Origin of the sequence: Clavibacter tessellarius (assembly GCF_001618005.1) — a bacterium.
GTDB lineage: Bacteria > Actinomycetota > Actinomycetes > Actinomycetales > Microbacteriaceae > Clavibacter > Clavibacter tessellarius_A.
In genome coordinates this window covers 56,851-72,216 of sequence record NZ_LQXA01000053.1, presented here as the reverse complement: position 1 = coordinate 72,216, position 15,366 = coordinate 56,851, and the positions used below count along the sequence as shown (strand labels likewise).

General features: G+C 75.2%; 12 protein-coding genes. 4 read left to right on the top strand and 8 right to left on the bottom strand.

What is annotated here, in order from left to right; all coding sequences use genetic code 11:
* The first annotated feature begins 51 nt into the window (after positions 1-51).
* Positions 52-498, top strand: a complete 447-nt coding sequence (locus tag AWH51_RS14155) for an SRPBCC family protein (protein ID WP_063072699.1) — start codon at positions 52-54, stop codon at positions 496-498.
* Between the two features lie 97 nt (positions 499-595).
* Positions 596-2,284, top strand: a complete 1,689-nt coding sequence (locus tag AWH51_RS14150) for a long-chain-fatty-acid--CoA ligase (RefSeq protein WP_063072698.1) — start codon at positions 596-598, stop codon at positions 2,282-2,284.
* A gap of 89 nt (positions 2,285-2,373) precedes the next feature.
* Here the strand turns inward: AWH51_RS14150 and AWH51_RS14145 are convergent, their stop codons facing one another.
* Together AWH51_RS14145 and AWH51_RS14140 are read right to left on the bottom strand one after the other, a co-directional pair.
* A complete protein-coding gene (locus AWH51_RS14145; protein WP_063072697.1) occupies positions 2,374-3,060 on the bottom strand; it encodes a hypothetical protein in 687 nt (228 codons plus the stop codon).
* 110 nt (positions 3,061-3,170) lie between these two features.
* Positions 3,171-3,881, bottom strand: a complete 711-nt coding sequence (locus AWH51_RS14140) for a DedA family protein (protein ID WP_081235144.1) — start codon at positions 3,879-3,881, stop codon at positions 3,171-3,173.
* A gap of 254 nt (positions 3,882-4,135) precedes the next feature.
* Between AWH51_RS14140 and AWH51_RS14135 the strand changes: the two genes are divergently transcribed.
* Positions 4,136-5,662, top strand: a complete 1,527-nt coding sequence (locus AWH51_RS14135; protein WP_254654595.1) for a hypothetical protein — start codon at positions 4,136-4,138, stop codon at positions 5,660-5,662.
* A 35-nt stretch (positions 5,663-5,697) separates the two neighbouring features.
* Here AWH51_RS14135 and AWH51_RS14130 read toward each other — a convergent pair whose 3' ends face one another.
* Genes AWH51_RS14130 through gatC form a run of 4 tightly spaced genes read right to left on the bottom strand, consistent with a single transcriptional unit; the run spans position 5,698 to position 10,757 of the window.
* Positions 5,698-7,335, bottom strand: coding sequence for an ABC-F family ATP-binding cassette domain-containing protein (locus AWH51_RS14130; protein WP_063072695.1), 1,638 nt, complete (start codon positions 7,333-7,335; stop codon positions 5,698-5,700).
* Positions 7,332-8,834 carry an Asp-tRNA(Asn)/Glu-tRNA(Gln) amidotransferase subunit GatB gene (gene gatB / locus AWH51_RS14125; protein WP_063072694.1) on the bottom strand — a complete coding sequence of 501 codons (1,503 nt, stop codon included), beginning with the start codon at positions 8,832-8,834 and terminating at the stop codon, positions 7,332-7,334. Before gatB ends, AWH51_RS14130 begins: the two co-directional genes overlap by 4 nt.
* Positions 8,834-10,381 carry an Asp-tRNA(Asn)/Glu-tRNA(Gln) amidotransferase subunit GatA gene (gene gatA / locus AWH51_RS14120; protein WP_063072693.1) on the bottom strand — a complete coding sequence of 516 codons (1,548 nt, stop codon included), beginning with the start codon at positions 10,379-10,381 and terminating at the stop codon, positions 8,834-8,836. The genes gatB and gatA overlap by 1 nt, the downstream gene beginning before the upstream one ends.
* A gap of 7 nt (positions 10,382-10,388) precedes the next feature.
* Positions 10,389-10,757, bottom strand: a complete 369-nt coding sequence (gene gatC / locus AWH51_RS14115) for an Asp-tRNA(Asn)/Glu-tRNA(Gln) amidotransferase subunit GatC (RefSeq protein WP_081235143.1) — start codon at positions 10,755-10,757, stop codon at positions 10,389-10,391.
* Between the two features lie 56 nt (positions 10,758-10,813).
* On the opposite strand from gatC, the gene AWH51_RS14110 reads away from it, so the two are divergent.
* A complete protein-coding gene (locus AWH51_RS14110) occupies positions 10,814-11,305 on the top strand; it encodes an META domain-containing protein (protein ID WP_254654594.1) in 492 nt (163 codons plus the stop codon).
* A 10-nt stretch (positions 11,306-11,315) separates the two neighbouring features.
* Here AWH51_RS14110 and AWH51_RS14105 read toward each other — a convergent pair whose 3' ends face one another.
* Both AWH51_RS14105 and ligA read right to left on the bottom strand, forming a co-directional pair.
* Complete coding sequence (locus AWH51_RS14105; protein WP_254654593.1) at positions 11,316-12,794, bottom strand: alpha/beta hydrolase; 1,479 nt, start codon at positions 12,792-12,794, stop codon at positions 11,316-11,318.
* Between the two features lie 93 nt (positions 12,795-12,887).
* Positions 12,888-15,359 (bottom strand): NAD-dependent DNA ligase LigA, encoded by a 2,472-nt coding sequence (gene ligA / locus AWH51_RS14100; protein WP_063072692.1) that lies wholly within the window; start codon positions 15,357-15,359, stop codon positions 12,888-12,890.
* Positions 15,360-15,366: the final 7 nt, after the last annotated feature.

Here is a 15,366-nt window from a genome sequence, read left to right as displayed (position 1 = left end):
GGCGGCCTCGCGCGGGTCGTCGTCCTCGGGCCGCTCCGGCAGACTGGTCCCATGTCCGTGACCCGACGCCGCATGACGTGCTCCCCCTCCGACGTCGCGGAGGTGGTGTCCGACGGCTGGCTGTTCCCCGCATGGGTCGTCGGCGCCTCGCGGATGCGCGCGGTCGACGACGCCTGGCCCGCCGTCGGCGCGAAGCTGCACCACTCGTTCGGCTCCTGGCCCGTCCTCCTCGACGACGCCACCACGATGCTCGAGTGGGACCCGCCGCGCAGGATGGTGATGCAGCCCAAGGGCTGGCCCGTCGGAGAGGCCCGGGTGACCCTCGAGGTGCGGACCCTGCCGGACGGCTGCGAGGTGCGGATGACCGAGGTGGCCGTGCGCGGACCCGGCCGGCTCGTCCCCGCGCCGATCATGGACCTGATGCTGCACGCCCGCAACGTGGAGACGCTCCGCCGGCTCGCGTACCTGGCCGAAGGGCGGCGCGCCGGCCGTCGGTGATCCCCTCGCGTGCGCGCCTCGAGGGACGATGCCGCCGACCCCACCCGGTCGCCCGCGCGTCGCCGGCCGCGCGACCCCCGCGGCCTAGGGTGGACGCGTGAGCACCCCCACCGACCGGCCCTGGCTGGCCAGCTACGCGCCCGACGTCCCGCACGAGATCGACCTGCCGCAGGGGTCGCTCGTCGACATCGTCGACCAGTCCGTGCTCCGCTTCCCCGGCGGCACCGCGCTCGACTTCCTCGGCGCCGAGACGAGCTACGCCGAGCTCGGCGACCTCATCGCGCGGGCCGCGCAGGGACTGCACGACCAGGGCGTCCGCGCGGGCGACCCCGTCGCGATCGTGCTCCCCAACTGCCCGCAGCACGTCGTCGCGTTCTACGCCGTCCTCCGCCTCGGCGCCGTGGTCGTCGAGCACAACCCGCTCTACACGCCGCGTGAGCTGCAGCACCAGTTCGAGGACCACCGCGCCCGCACCGTCATCGCGTGGGACCGGTCGGTCGCGACCATCCAGGCGCTCCCGGACGGCGTGCGCCCCGAGCGCATCGTCTCCGTCGACGTCACGCGCGCCATGCCCCGCCGGACGCGTCTGCTGCTCCGGCTCCCCGTCCCGAAGGCCCGCGCCGCGCGTGCCGCCATCGCCGCGAAGGTCACCGGCACGACCCCCTGGGAGCGGATCGCCGCCGCCGCACCGCTGCCGGTCGACCACCCGCGGCCCGCCGCCGACGACCTCGCGGTGATCCAGTACACGAGCGGCACCACCGGGGCCCCCAAGGGCGCCGAGCTCACGCACCTCAACCTCAGCGCGAACGCCGCCCAGTCTCGCGCGTGGGTGCCCACCGTGCCGCGCGGCACGAGCGTCGTGTACGCCGTGCTGCCGATGTTCCACGCGTACGGCCTCACCCTCTGCCTCACCTTCGCGATGAGCATGGGATCCCGCCTCGTGCTCTTCCCCCGCTTCGAGCCCGACCTCGTGCTGCAGGCGATCCGCCGGCACCCGCCCACGTTCCTCCCCGCGGTGCCGCCCATCTACGCGAAGCTCCGCCAGGCGGCCGAGACCGAGGGCGTGTCGCTCGCAGGCATCTCCATCTCCATCTCCGGCGCCATGGCGCTGCCGGAGTCCGTGGTCGTCCCGTGGGAGGAGCAGACCGGCGGCTGGCTCGTCGAGGGCTACGGCCTGTCGGAGTGCTCCCCGGTGCTGATGGCCAACCCCGTGGGCGATACGCGCCGCGCCGGGACCGTCGGCCTGCCGCTGCCGAACACCGAGGTGCGCGTGGTGGATCCGGACGACCCGTCGGTCGACCGGCCCGCGGGCGAGCCCGGCGAGCTGCTCGTGCGCGGGCCGCAGGTGTTCCGCGGATACCACGGCCGGCCCGAGGAGACGGCCTCGGTGCTGCTCGAGGGCGGCTGGTTCCGCACGGGCGACGTGGTGACGATCGACGCGGACGGCTTCGTCCGCATCGCCGACCGGATCAAGGAGCTCATCATCACCGGCGGCTTCAACGTCTCGCCGTCCGAGGTGGAGGACGCCGTGCGCGAGCTCGCCGGGGTGCGCGACGCGGCGGTCGTCGGGATCCCGCGCGACGGCGGCGACGAGGAGGTGGTCGCGGCCGTCGTGCTCGACGAGGGCGCGACGCTCGACGAGCAGGCCGCGCGCGCCGAGCTCCGCGGGCACCTCACGCCGTACAAGGTGCCGCGTCGGATCGTGGTGCTCGACGAGCTGCCGACCTCCCTGCTGGGGAAGGTGCTGCGCCGCGAGGTGCGCGAGGGGATCGTGGCCCGGGGCTGACGGCCACGCCACGGCGGAGGGAGCGCGGCACCGCGACGCGCGCCGCCGCGCCGCCGCCGCATGTCGCCGTGCCGCTCCCGTCCGCGCCGCTAGAAGAAGTCGCCGCCGCCGAAGTCGGCTCCGCCGCCGAAGTCGCCACCGCCGAAGTCGCCGCCCCCGAAGTCACCGCTGCCCGCGTCGCCGGCGCCCGCGTCGCCGGCGCCCGCGTCCGTCCCGCCGGCGTCGGCCGCTCCCGCGTCCTGCGCGCCGGCGTCGCCCGCGCCGTCGGCCCCGTCGGCTCCGGCCTGGTCGCCTCCGACCGCATCCGGGATCAGCGCCTGCGCGATGGCCGACCCGACCACGACGCCCGCGATCGTGCCGAGCATGGATCCCGCGATCATGCCGCCCATGCCCATCCCGCCGCCGCCGCCGGCGAGGCCGCCGCGGGGGCCGAGGGTGCGCTCGAGCGTGCCCGGGGCGCGCATCTCGGATCGGGTGGCCGAGCGCGCGAGAGACTCGGGACGGTCGTCCACGGGCGCGTCGCCCTCGGCGGCGTCCGAGCTCAGCTGGCGGAAGAGGATCTCGCGCTGCTCGGGGGTCAGCTTCCGGAAGGCCTCCAGGTGGACCTCCTCGATGCGCTCGGGCGGCGCCGTGCGGAGGAGGTAGCGGTAGCGCTCGACCGCGACCTCGTCGGCGCTGCGCTCACGCGGCGCGGGCGCCGATGCGGGGTCCGGCGCGGATCCGCGTCGGTCGTGGGGCTGCTCGTCGCGGCCCAGGAGCCTGTCCAGGAATCCCATGGTGGTGCCTCTCGCAGAGGGCCGGATCGGCGGGGTTCGCCGACCGCATCAGCCGCGGCCACCGTATTCCGTCCACTGGGGAGACCCGTGGGAGGGGCGTGGGGATCCGGTCAGCGCTCCGCGCGACCGCGCCGCGCACGACGGCGGACGGCGCGCCCGACCAGCAGGAGCAGCAGGATCCCGAGCACCGCGTACACGGCGTAGTCGAGGTACCGGGCGTACCGGTCGATGAGCTCGTACTGGCTGCCGAGCGCGGCGCCCAGCCCGATGAGCGCCCCGTTCCAGAGCCCGCTGCCGGCGATCGTGTAGGAGCTGAACGTGCCGAGGTGCATGCCGGCGGCGCCGGCCGGGAGCGAGATGAGGCTGCGGACCCCGGGCACGAGCCGCCCGAAGAAGACCGCCGAGCGGCCGTGCCGGTGGAACCACGCTGCGGCGTCCTCGAAGTCGTGGCGCTCCACCAGCGGCAGCCTCGAGAGCACGCGGATGGTGCGCTCCTCGCCCGCCTTCCGGCCGAGCAAGTAGAGCAGCAGGGCGCCGAGGTACGCGCCGAGGGTGCTCGCGACGATCACGAGGACGATGTTCATGCGCCCCGTGGCGGCCACGAAGCCCGCCAGCGGGAGCACGACCTCGCTGGGGATGGGCGGGAACACCGTCTCGACGAAGGTCATCGCGCCGACGCCGACCTCGCCGAGCGCCTCGATGACGCGGGCGGCGGCGCCCACGAGCCCGTCGAGGCCCTGGAGCGGATCCTCGCCCGTCGCGGCGGGGCGCACCCCGGCGATCGTCGTCGGCAGCAGGGTCGGCGGCAGGAGAGCGGTCACCCGACCACGGTACCGGCCGCCTCGCCCGAGGGGCCGGCGGGCGGACGGCGGCATCGACGCGAGACGGCGGGCGACCGGCGGGACGCGCCCGGGCACCGTGGACGGGGGCGCGCCGCGGGGGCGTCCCGTACCGTGGACGCGTGCCGTCCCCGATCCGACTCCCCCGGTCCCTCCGCACCTCCGTCTCCCTCCTCGTCGCGCTCGGTGTCGTCGCCGGCCTTGGCGCGTGCACGTCTGCGACCGATCCGGACGGGGTGCAGCGCCCCGTCACGGGCGCGCCCGACGCGGCCCTCACGGTGGTCGGCGACGCCGACGACTCCGGCGCGTCGGTCGCGATGAGCGGCAGCCTCTTCCGTTCCGCGCCCGTCGCCGTGCTGGCGCCGGCCGGCGACGTCGCCGCGCAGGAGCTCGGCGCCGCGGCCGCCGTCGCGCTGGGGGCACCGCTCCTCGTGGACGGCGCCGGTGCCGTGCCCGAGATCGAGCGCCTCGGATCGGACGACGTGCTCGCCGTGGGCGGCGTCGGCGAGGGCGCGACACAGGCCCTGCCCGGATCCACCACCGTCGTACGGGCGGCGCACGCCGAGGACGTGGCGCGCCTCACCGGGGCCGACGTCGGCGCCGCTCCCGACGCGGACGACGCGGCCGCCGCCGTCACACGCGCCGCCGCGCTCACGGCCCCCGCCGACGCGCTCCCGTCGTCGGCGGATCCCGACGCGGGGCTCCCCCGCACGGCGCCCGCCGCCGCCCTCGACGCCGCGCACGCGCTCGCGACCGACGCCGCGTCCTCGCTCGCCGCCGTCGCCACGGCCCGTGCGGCCGGGGTCGGCGTCACCGTGCTGCCCGAGGCCTCGCCGGATCCGCGCTCCTCCGCCGACGCGATCACCGCCCTGCACGACGCCGGGGCCGCGCACACGCTCGCGATCGGCGCCCCGTACGCCGACGACGCGTCGCTCGAGGGCCGGATCCGCACCGCCGCCACCGGCGACCAGCTCCCGGGCGGCGGCCAGCTCGTCTTCCCGGACAAGCGCTACGTCGCCCTGTACGGCGCGGCCGGCTCGGGCGCGCTCGGGGTCCTCGGCGAGCAGGGCCCGGCCGACGCGGTGGCGCGCGCGAAGGCGCAGGCCGCCGAGTACCAGCCCTTCTCCGACGCGCCCGTGGTGCCGATGTTCGAGCTCATCGCCACCGTCGCCTCGGGCTCCGCGGGCACGGACGGCGACTACTCCTCCGAGGTCCCGGTCGAGACGCTGCAGCCGTGGCTGGACGCGGCCCGCGACGCCGGCGTCTACGTGGTGATCGACCTGCAGCCCGGCCGCACCGACTTCCTCACCCAGGCGAAGCGGTACGAGTCCGTCCTCGCGCAGCCGGGCGTGGGCCTGGCGCTCGACCCCGAGTGGCGGCTCGGCCCGGACCAGGTGCCGCTGAAGCAGATCGGCAGCGTCTCCGCCGCCGAGGTCGACGCCACCACCGACTGGCTGGCCGGCCTCGTCCGTGACCGGGGGCTCCCGCAGAAGATGCTCGTGCTGCACCAGTTCCGGCTGAACATGATCACCGACCGGGCGTCGCTCGACATGACCCACCCCGAGCTCGCGATGCTCATCCACGCCGACGGCCAGGGCGGCCAGCCCGACAAGCAGGCCACGTGGCGCGCACTGCACACCGACGCTCCCGCCGGGATGCGCTGGGGCTGGAAGGACTTCATCGACGAGGACAAGCCCATGCTCACGCCCGAGCAGACGATGCGGCACGTGTCCCCCACGCCGGACCTCGTCACCTACCAGTAGGGACGCGGCCGGCCGGCGGGACGGGGCCCGCCGGCTCAGGACTCGGTGACGACGCCCGCGTCCACGTGCCAGTGCCGGTCGAGGCGCACCGCGTCGAGCATCCGCCGGTCGTGGGTGACGAGCAGGAGCGTGCCCTCGTAGGAGTCGAGCGCCTGCTCCAGCTGCTCGATGGCGGGCAGGTCGAGGTGGTTGGTCGGCTCGTCGAGCACGAGCAGGTTGACCCCGCGCGCCTGCAGGAGCGCGAGTCCCGCGCGCGTGCGCTCCCCCGGCGACAGGCCGTCGACGGGACGCGTGACGTGGTCGGCCCGCAGGCCGAACTTGGCGAGCAGCGTACGGACCTCGGCGGGCGAGAGATCCGGCACCTGCTCGGCGAAGGACTCCGCGAGCGGCAGCTCGCCGCGGAGCGACGCGCGGGCCTGGTCGATCTCGCCCACCTGCACGCTGCGGCCGGGCGACGCGTCGCCGGAGTCGGGCGCGAGGCGGCCGAGGATCAAGCCGAGGAGCGAGGACTTGCCGGCGCCGTTCGGGCCGGTGATGCCGATGCGGTCGCCGCCGTCGACCTGGAGGGAGACGGGGCCGAGCGTGAACGCGCCGCGCGTCACGGTCGCCTCGCGGAGGGTCGCCACGACGGCGCTCGACCGGGGCGCGGACCCGATGGTGAACGCCAGCTCCCACTCCTTGCGGGGCTCCTCGACCTCCTCGAGGCGCGCGATGCGGCTCTCCATCTGGCGGACCTTCTGGCCCTGCTTCTCGCTCGACTCGGCGCTCGCCTTGCGCCGGATCTTGTCGTTGTCGGGCGCCTTCCGCATCGCGTTGCGGACGCCCTGCGACGACCACTCGCGCTGGGTGCGGGCGCGGGATACGAGGTCGGCCTTGGTGTCGGCGAACTGCTCGTACGCCTCGCGCGCGTGGCGGCGGGCGACCTGCCGCTCCTCGAGGAACGCGTCGTAGCCGCCCTCGTAGACGCGGACGCTGTCCTGCGCGAGGTCGAGCTCGACGACGGTCGTGACGCAGCGGGCGAGGAACTCGCGGTCGTGCGACACGAGGACGACGCCGCCGCGGAGGCCGCGCACGAACGACTCCAGGCGCGCGAGGCCGTCCAGGTCGAGGTCGTTGGTGGGCTCGTCGAGGAGCACCACGTCGAAGCGGCTGAGCAGGAGCGCGGCGAGGGCGACGCGGGCCGCCTGCCCGCCGGACAGGCCCGCGGTGGGGAGCGCGGGATCGAGGTCGAGGCCCAGCTCCGCGAGCGTGACAGGAAGGCGCTCGTCGAGGTCGGCCGCGCCGCTCGCCATCCAGCGGTCGAGCGCCGTGCCGTACGCGTCGTCGGCGCCGGGCAGGCCCTCGCCGAGAGCGACCGCCGTACGATCCAGCTCGGCCGACGCCTCGGCGCACCCCGTGCGGCGGGCGACGTAGCCCGCGACGGTCTCGCCGGGAATCCGCTCGTGCTCCTGCGGCAGCCAGCCGATGAAGGCATCGGCGGGCGAGAGCAGCACGCGGCCGTCCTGCGGCGCGTCCACCCCCGCGAGGAGCCGCAGCAGCGTGCTCTTGCCCGCGCCGTTCGCGCCGACGAGCCCCACGACGTCCCCGGGCGCGACCGTGAGGTCGAGCCCGGAGAACAGCGTGCGGTGCCCGTGTCCTCCGGCGAGGCCACGGGCGACGAGGGTGGCGGTCACGAGGCCTGCGCGCGCTCCAGCACGAGCTCGCGGACGCGGGCCGCGTCCGCCTGGCCGCGCATGGCCTTCATCACGGCGCCGATGACGGCGCCGGCGGCCTGCACCTTGCCGTCGCGGATCTTCGCGAGCACGTCGGGCTGTGCCTGGAGCGCCTCGTCGATGGCCTGGATGAGCGGGCCGTCGTCGGACACGACCGCGAGGCCGCGGGCGTCCACGACCTCCTGCGCCGTGCCCTCGCCGTCGATGACGCCCTCGAGCACGTCACGCGCCAGGCGGTTCGTCAGCGTGCCGGCCTCGACCAGCTCGATGACGGACGCCACCTGCTGCGGGCTGATGAGCGTCGCCGCGTCCACGCCGCGCGCGTTGGCGATGCGGGCGATCTCGCCCGTCCACCACTTGCGCGCGGCCTGCGGGGCGGCCCCGGCCTCGACCGTGTCGACGAGCTCGGTGAGGAGCCCGGAGTTCACGACGTCCTGGAACTCCAGGTCGGTGAAGCCCCACTCGGCCTTCAGCCGACGGCGGCGGATCGCGGGCGCCTCGGGGAGCGCCGCCCGGAGCTCCGCGATCAGCTCGGCGCTCGGCTGCACGGGCAGCAGGTCGGGCTCCGGGAAGTAGCGGTAGTCGTCGGCGTCGCTCTTCGGGCGGCCGGCGGAGGTGCGGCCGGTGTCCTCGTGCCAGTGGCGCGTCTCCTGCGTGATCGTGCCGCCCGCGGCGAGGATCGCGGCCTGGCGCTGGATCTCGTAGCGGATGGCGCGCTCGACGCTGCGGAGCGAGTTGACGTTCTTCGTCTCCGTGCGGGTGCCGAGCTTCCCGGATCCGCGCGGGCTCAGCGAGATGTTCGCGTCGCAGCGGAGGTTGCCGCGCTCCATCTTCGCGTCGGAGATGCCGAGCGCCACGACGATGTCGCGGATCGTCGACACGTACGCCTTCGCGAGCTCGGGGGCCTCGCCTTCCGCGCCGTAGATGATGTCCGTGACGATCTCCACCAGCGGCACGCCCGCGCGGTTGTAGTCGACCAGCGAGTGGTCGGCGCCCTGGATCCGGCCCGTCGCGCCGCCCACGTGCGTGAGCTTCCCCGCGTCCTCCTCCATGTGCGCGCGCTCGATGGGCACCGTGACGATGCGGCCGTCGGGCATCTCCACCTCGACGGAGCCGCGGAACGCGATGGGCTCGTCGAACTGGCTGATCTGGTAGTTCTTCGCGAGGTCCGGGTAGAAGTAGTTCTTCCGGGCGAAGCGCGAGCTCTCCGCGATCGAGCAGCCGAGGGCGAGCCCGAGGCTGATCGAGTGCTTCACGGCCTGCTCGTTCACGACCGGCAGCGAGCCCGGGAGACCCAGGTCGACGGGAGTGATGTTGGTGTTGGGCTCGCCGCCGAAGAAGTTCGGGGCGTCGGAGAACATCTTCGTGCGCGTGTTCAGCTCCACGTGCACCTCGAACCCGAGCACGGGCTCGAACATCTCGATGGCCTCGTCGTAGTCCATCAGCTCGGCTTTGGCCATCAGTGCGTGTCTCCGTCCGTGGTGCGGCGCGCGGCGCGCGCGAGCTCGGGTGCCTGGGCGAGCAGGGGCCCGCCCCACTGCCGCTCGAGGATCTGCTCGAGGGCGGCGCCGACCGTGTAGAGGCGCGCGTCCTCGCGGGCGGGCGCCATGAACTGGATCCCGACGGGCAGGCCGTCCTCGGGCGCGAGCCCGATGGGGAGGCCGATGCCGGGGACGCCCGCGAGGTTCGCAGGGATCGTCGTGAGGTCGTTGAGGTACATCGCCAGCGGGTCGTCGAGCTTCTCGCCCAGCTTGAACGCCGTGGTGGGCGCGGACGGCGTGACGAGCACGTCGACCTGCTGGAACGCGGCGTCGAAGTCGCGCTGGATGAGCGTGCGGACCTTCTGCGCGCTGCCGTAGTACGCGTCGTAGTAGCCGGCGCTCAGCGCGTAGGTGCCGAGGATGATGCGGCGCTTGACCTCGGGGCCGAAGCCGGCCTCGCGGGTCGCCGCCATGACGTCCTCGACGGTGCCGCCGCCGGGCGGGTTCACCCGGAGGCCGAAGCGCACCGAGTCGAACTTGGCGAGGTTGCTCGACGCCTCCGCGGGGAGGATCAGGTAGTACGCGGCGATGGCATGCTCGAAGTTCGGGGCGGACACCTCGACGATCTCGGCGCCGGCCTCCTCGAGGAGCGCGAGCGCCTCGCGGAAGCGCTGCGTGACGCCGGGCTGGAAGCCCTCGCCGTCGAGCTGCTTCACGACGCCGACGCGGACGCCCTTCAGGGCGCCCTCGCGCTGCCCGGCGCGGGCGGCGTCCGCGAAGGACGGCCACCGGTCGGTGAGCGAGGTGGAGTCGCGCGGGTCGTGCCCGCCGATGACGTCGTGGACGAGCGCCGAGTCGAGCACCGTGCGGGACACGGGGCCGACCTGGTCGAGGCTCGACGCGAGCGCGATGGCGCCGTACCGGCTGACGCCGCCGTAGGTGGGCTTGACGCCGACCGAGCCGGTGACGGCCGCGGGCTGGCGGATGGATCCGCCGGTGTCGGAGCCGAGCGCGACGGGTGCCTCGAACGCGGCGACCGCGGCCGCGGATCCACCGCCCGAGCCACCGGGGATGCGGTCGAGGTCCCACGGGTTGTGCGTGGCGCCGAACGCGGAGTGCTCGGTGGAGGAGCCCATCGCGAACTCGTCCATGTTGGTCTTGCCGAGCGGCACGAGGCCCGCGGCGCGGAGGCGCTGGACGACGGTCGCGTCGTAGGGCGGCGTCCAGCCCTCGAGCATGCGCGAGCCCGCGGTGGACGGCATGTCGATGGTGCAGAGCACGTCCTTGATGGCGATGGGCACGCCCGCGAGCGGCCCGAGGGCGGCGCCCTCGGCGCGCTGCGCGTCGATCTCCGCGGCGCGCCGGAGCGCCGCTTCACCGGATACGTGCAGGAACGCGTGGACGTCGCCGTCGACGTGGTCGATGCGGTCGAGGTGGGCGCGCACGGCGTCGACGCTGGAGACGTCGCCCGATGCGAGGCGGTCGGCGAGGGCGGACGCGCTGAGGCGCGTGAGGTCGTCGGTCATGGTGCTCCTACTGCTCTTCGCCGAGGATCGCGGACACCTTGAAGCGGGAGCCGTCGTGCTCGGGCGCGCCCTGGAGGGCCTGCTCCGTGGTCAGCGTCACGCCCGGGACGTCGGGGCGGTACACGTTGACCAGCGGGATCGGGTGGCTCGTCGCGGGCACGTCCGGCCCCGCGACCGCGGTGACCTTCGCGACCGACTCGACGATGAGGCCGAGCTCGGTCGTGAGCGTGTCGATCTCCGCGTCGCTCAGGCGGATGCGCGCGAGTCCCGCGAGGTGCTGCACCTGCTCCCGGCTGATCTGCTCCGTGGGGGTCGGCGCCGGGGGGTTCTCGTCCCCCCGCGTCGCGTCGGCGTGCTCGGGCCGGGTGTCGGACATGCGTCTCCAAAGGACTGTGTGCGGGGGTACCGGGAGATTCTATTAGCGTGACCCCCATGCCCACCGCAGCCCGGATCCCCGCCCCCCGTCGATCCGCTGCGCGCCGTGCCGCCCGCGCGGGCACCGGCCGCGTCGGCGGGACCCGTGTCCGCGCGGGTCTCGCGGCGTCCGCCGCCGCGCTCGCCCTGGTGCCCCTCGCGGGCTGCGCGCCCGTGAGCGACGTGCGCGGCAACTGGCACCTCGTCGCCGCACGCGACTCGGGCGGTGCGCTGGCGATCGGCGACACCCTCATCACCATGCGCGTGGGCGGCGGGGAGATCAGCGGGCGCGGTCCGTGCAACGACTACTCGGGCCCGATCCGGGACCCGGGCGAGGGGATGCTCGCCGCCGTGGCGCCGGGCGCCATCCCCTGCGATGACGCCGGTGTCGAGGCGGAGTACTTCCACGACCTCGCGGAGGTCACCTCCTGGCGCGTGGACGACGGCCACCTCGTCGCGTCCGGCGCCGACGGCGTGCGGCTCGAGTACGCCGAGCGCAGCCGGGGCTGATCCCGCGCGCCTACCGGCCGCTCGCGTCGGTCGCGACCGCGTCGCGCACGGGGCGGTCGATCCCGATGAGCGCGAGGTTCCGGAACGACTCCGTGCCCCGGTCGAAGTACCCGTTGTGGCCCGCGACGCCGGCGAGGGCCCCGTCGGCCGACACGCCCGCCGCGCCGCCCGTGCCCCGCACGCCGAACGGCCGCGCGCCGAAGCCGGGGCTGCCGGGATCCGCGCCGAACCAGGACGACCCCGCGACCGGATCCCCCGGCGCCTCCCCCACGAACACCCGGTCGGCCGGCACGCTCAGCTCGGAGACGTCGCGGACGACGCCGCCCGGCGAGCCGACCAGCGCGAGCGCGTCGGCCGACGCCCGGCCGCTCGACAGCGCGAGGAGCGCGGCCGTCGAGCCGTACGAGTGCGCGATGACGGTGAGGCGCGGCGGCGCCTCGACGCGTGCCCCGCGGATGCCCTGGATCGCGGCCTCCAGACGCACGGCGCCCTCCTCCGCCAGGGCGAGCGAGCCGATGCCCGTGAGGTCGGGCGTGCGGTAGCCGAGCCACGCGATCGTCGCGACGCCGCCGCCTCGGCCCGGGCCGCCCAGGAGGCGCGTCTGCTCCTCCTGCAGGCGCGCGGCCACCTCCGTCCAGTCGACGAGGCGCTCGGAGACGGCGTAGAGCATGCCCGGCACGACGACGTCGACGTACGCGGCGGTCGCGAGGTCGCCCGTGACGACCGCGGCGCGACCCGGCCAGCGCGTGTCCAGCGCGAGCAGGGCGCGCTCGGGCCCGGCGCCGGGCGCGAGGGCGGCGCGGACCCCGGCGAGCATGCCCAGCTCCCGCCCGATCACCTGCTGCGCGCCGCGGCCCGGCGTCCTGCGCGCCACCTCGTGCAGGTGGTGTCGGCGCTCGGCGAGGTGGCGGCGGTTGGCGGAGTCCCGCACGTCGACAGGCAGGCCCTCGAGATTCCCGATCAGCTCGGGGACGCCGTCGGCCAGGTCGTCCCGGTCGTCGGGTGCCAGCGCGTCCCACCAGGCCCGGACGGTCGAGGCCGTCGGCGGGCGGCGCACGAGGTCGTGGATCAGGTCGGGGGTCGTGCGTGCGAGGCGCCGGAGCTCGGCGGCGTCGAGGGCGGGCAGGGCCGCCAGGAGCGCGACGGGCGGCATGCGGCGCAGTGCCGGATCGGTCGCGCGGCCGTGGCGGAGGAGCTGGAGCACGCGCGGCGGAGGCGGCGTGCGAGCGGCGAGGGTGGGATCCGCTGCGTCCGGCCCGGCGAGGAGCCCGGTGGATGACGGAGCCGCGAGCATGGACACCGCGTGCACGGCGGAGGTGGGCGGGGAAGCCGCGGGCCCGGCCGCCGCGGCGGACGCGGCGGTAGCGGCGGTAGCGGCGGTAGCGGCGGACGCGGCGGTGGCGGCCGACGCGGCGGGGACGCCGAGGGGGCCGACCGGGCCGAGGCACAGGGCCGCGGCGGTCAGCAGCGCGGGGACGCGAGGAGACACGGGTGGGAGCCCCCAGGAGAGCCGGCCGGGATGCGCCGGGATCCGGCCGACGCGCTCCCATGCTACCGACGGGATCGCGCGCCGCCCGACCCGTCAGGTGGTGGTGGTGGCGTCCGCGTCGCTCGCGGTGGAATCCCCGTCGGCGGCACCTGCGGCATCGGACCGGGCCCCCGCGTCCGGCTCGGCCGCGGGCTCCGGCTCCAGCTCCAGCTCCGACTCCGCCTCGGGCTCCGCCTCCAGCTCCGGCTCCGGAAGCGCGATGGCCTCCGGCCCCTGCTCCACGAGCAGGCGGAACTCCGCGGCGTCGATGATCCGCACGCCGAGCGCCTCGGCCTTGCCGAGCTTGGATCCCGCGCCCGGCCCGGCGGCGACGTAGTGCGTCTTCTTGCTCACGCTGGATCCGGCCTTGCCGCCGGCCGCCATGATCGCCTCGAGCGCCCCCTCGCGGGTGTACCCCTCGAGCGACCCGGTGGCGACGACAGTGAGGCCGGCGAGCACGCCGCCCGCGGCGGCCGCGGCGCCGGGCCCGGGGTGGCCGGGCACGGACGTGACGACGCCCGCCCGCTCCCAGCGCTCGACGATCTCCCGGTGCCAGTCGACCTCGAACCAGTCGAGCAGGGCATCGGCGATGATGCCGCCCACGCCGTCGACCGCGGCGAGCTCCTCGCGGCTGGCGGCGCGGATGGCGTCGAGCGAGCCGAACCAGCCCGCCAGGGCGCGCGCGGCGACCGGGCCGACGTGTCGGATGCTCAGGGCCACGAGGATCCGCCACAGGTCCTGCGTCTTCGCCTTCTCCAGGTTCTCGAGCAGCACCTCGGCGGACTTCGACGGCACCGACAGCTCGTCGCCCCAGGGCTCCGCCGGGTCGAACGCGCCGTCGCGCTTCGGGACGCGCTTGCGGCGGAACGGCGTGACGCGCTTGGCCTCGCCCGTCTTCTCGTCCACCTTGACCATGCCGGTCTCGGCGTCGCGGACCACCACGGTGATGGGCACGAGGTCGGCCATGGTCAGCTCGAAGAGGCCCGCCTCGGTCTCGAGCGGCGGGTCCTCCGGCTCGAGCGGCTGGGTGAGCGCGGCCGCGGCGACCTCGCCGAGGCCCTCGATGTCGAGCGCGCCGCGGGAGGCGACGTGCTCGACGCGCCCGCGGACCTGCGCCGGGCAGCTGCGCGCGTTCGGGCAGCGGAGGTCGATGTCGCCCTCCTTCGCGGGCTTCAGGGGCGTCTGGCACTCGGGGCAGAGCGTGGGCATGACGAACTCGCGCTCGGTGCCGTCGCGGAGCTCGACGACCGGCCCGAGCACCTCGGGGATGACGTCGCCGGCCTTCCGCAGCACGACCGTGTCGCCGATGAGCACGCCCTTGGCCTTCACCACCTGCTGGTTGTGCAGCGTGGCCTGGCGCACCTCGGATCCGGCGACCTCCACCTTCTCCATGACCGCGAACGGCGTGGCCCGGCCGGTGCGGCCGACGCTCACGACGATGTCGAGGAGCGTCGTGTTGACCTCCTCCGGCGGGTACTTGTACGCGGTGGCCCAGCGCGGCGCGCGGCTGGTGGCGCCGAGCTCCTCGTGCAGCCCCAGGTCGTCGACCTTGACGACGATGCCGTCGATCTGGTGCTCGACCTCGGCGCGGTGGGCGCCGTGGCGACGCACGAACTCCACCACCTCGGCGACGTCGTCGAACACGCGGAAGTGCGTGGAGATGGGCAGGCCCCACCCCTCGAGCAGCCCGTAGACCTCGGACTGCGCGGACACGTGCGCGTCGCGCTCGAGCTCGCGGACGGGCCAGGCGCCGATGCCGTGCACGAGCATGCGGAGGCGGCGGATGCGCGCGCGCATCAGGTCGAGGCGCGCGGGGCTCTTGCCCTCCTCCTTCTGGCGCAGGGATCCCGCGGCGGCGTTGCGCGGGTTCGCGAACACGCGCTCCCCCACCTCCAGCTGCCGGGCGTTGAGCTCGTCGAACTCGGCGACGGGGAAGAAGATCTCGCCGCGCACCTCGACGAGCGGCGGATGCCCGGATCCGGCGAGCCGCTCGGGCACGGTGCCCATGGTGAGCACGTTCTGCGTGACGTCCTCGCCGACGACGCCGTCGCCGCGGGTCGCCGCCGTGACGAGCACGCCGTGCTCGTAGCGGAGGTTGATGGCGAGCCCGTCGATCTTGAGCTCGCTGAGGTAGCGGACGCGCCCGCTCCCCGCGTCGCGCTCGACCTTGGCCGCCCACTCGGCGAGCTCCTCCTCGCTGAACACGTTGTCGAGGCTGAGCATGCGCTCGGCGTGCGTGACGGGCGCGAAGAGCGTGGTCTCGGCGCGGCCGCCGACCGTCTGCGTGGGGCTGTCCTGGCTGCGGAGCGTGGGGTGCGCCTCCTCGAGCGCCTCGAGCTCGTGCACGAGCGCGTCGTACTCGGCGTCGCTCAGGGTGCTCGCGTTCGACGCGTAGTACTCGTCGCGGTGGCGCTCGATCTCGGCGCGGAGCGCGTCCACGCGGGCGGACGCGGCCTCGAGGTCGGCGGGAGTGGTAGCGGGGACGGCGTCGGCGGCCGCGTCGGATCCGGTCGTCGTGTCGCTCACGGGACGC

Bases quoted from the DNA above. Each gene is read 5' to 3' on its own strand.
- AWH51_RS14145 (WP_063072697.1), bottom strand. From the start codon at position 3,060: ATGGGATTCCTGGACAGGCTCCTGGGCCGCGACGAGCAGCCCCACGAC.
- AWH51_RS14110 (WP_254654594.1), top strand. From the start codon at position 10,814: ATGCCCACCGCAGCCCGGATCCCCGCCCCCCGTCGATCCGCTGCGCGC.
- gatB (WP_063072694.1), bottom strand. From the start codon at position 8,834: ATGGCCAAAGCCGAGCTGATGGACTACGACGAGGCCATCGAGATGTTC.
- gatC (WP_081235143.1), bottom strand. From the start codon at position 10,757: ATGTCCGACACCCGGCCCGAGCACGCCGACGCGACGCGGGGGGACGAG.
- gatA (WP_063072693.1), bottom strand. From the start codon at position 10,381: ATGACCGACGACCTCACGCGCCTCAGCGCGTCCGCCCTCGCCGACCGC.
- AWH51_RS14155 (WP_063072699.1), top strand. From the start codon at position 52: ATGTCCGTGACCCGACGCCGCATGACGTGCTCCCCCTCCGACGTCGCG.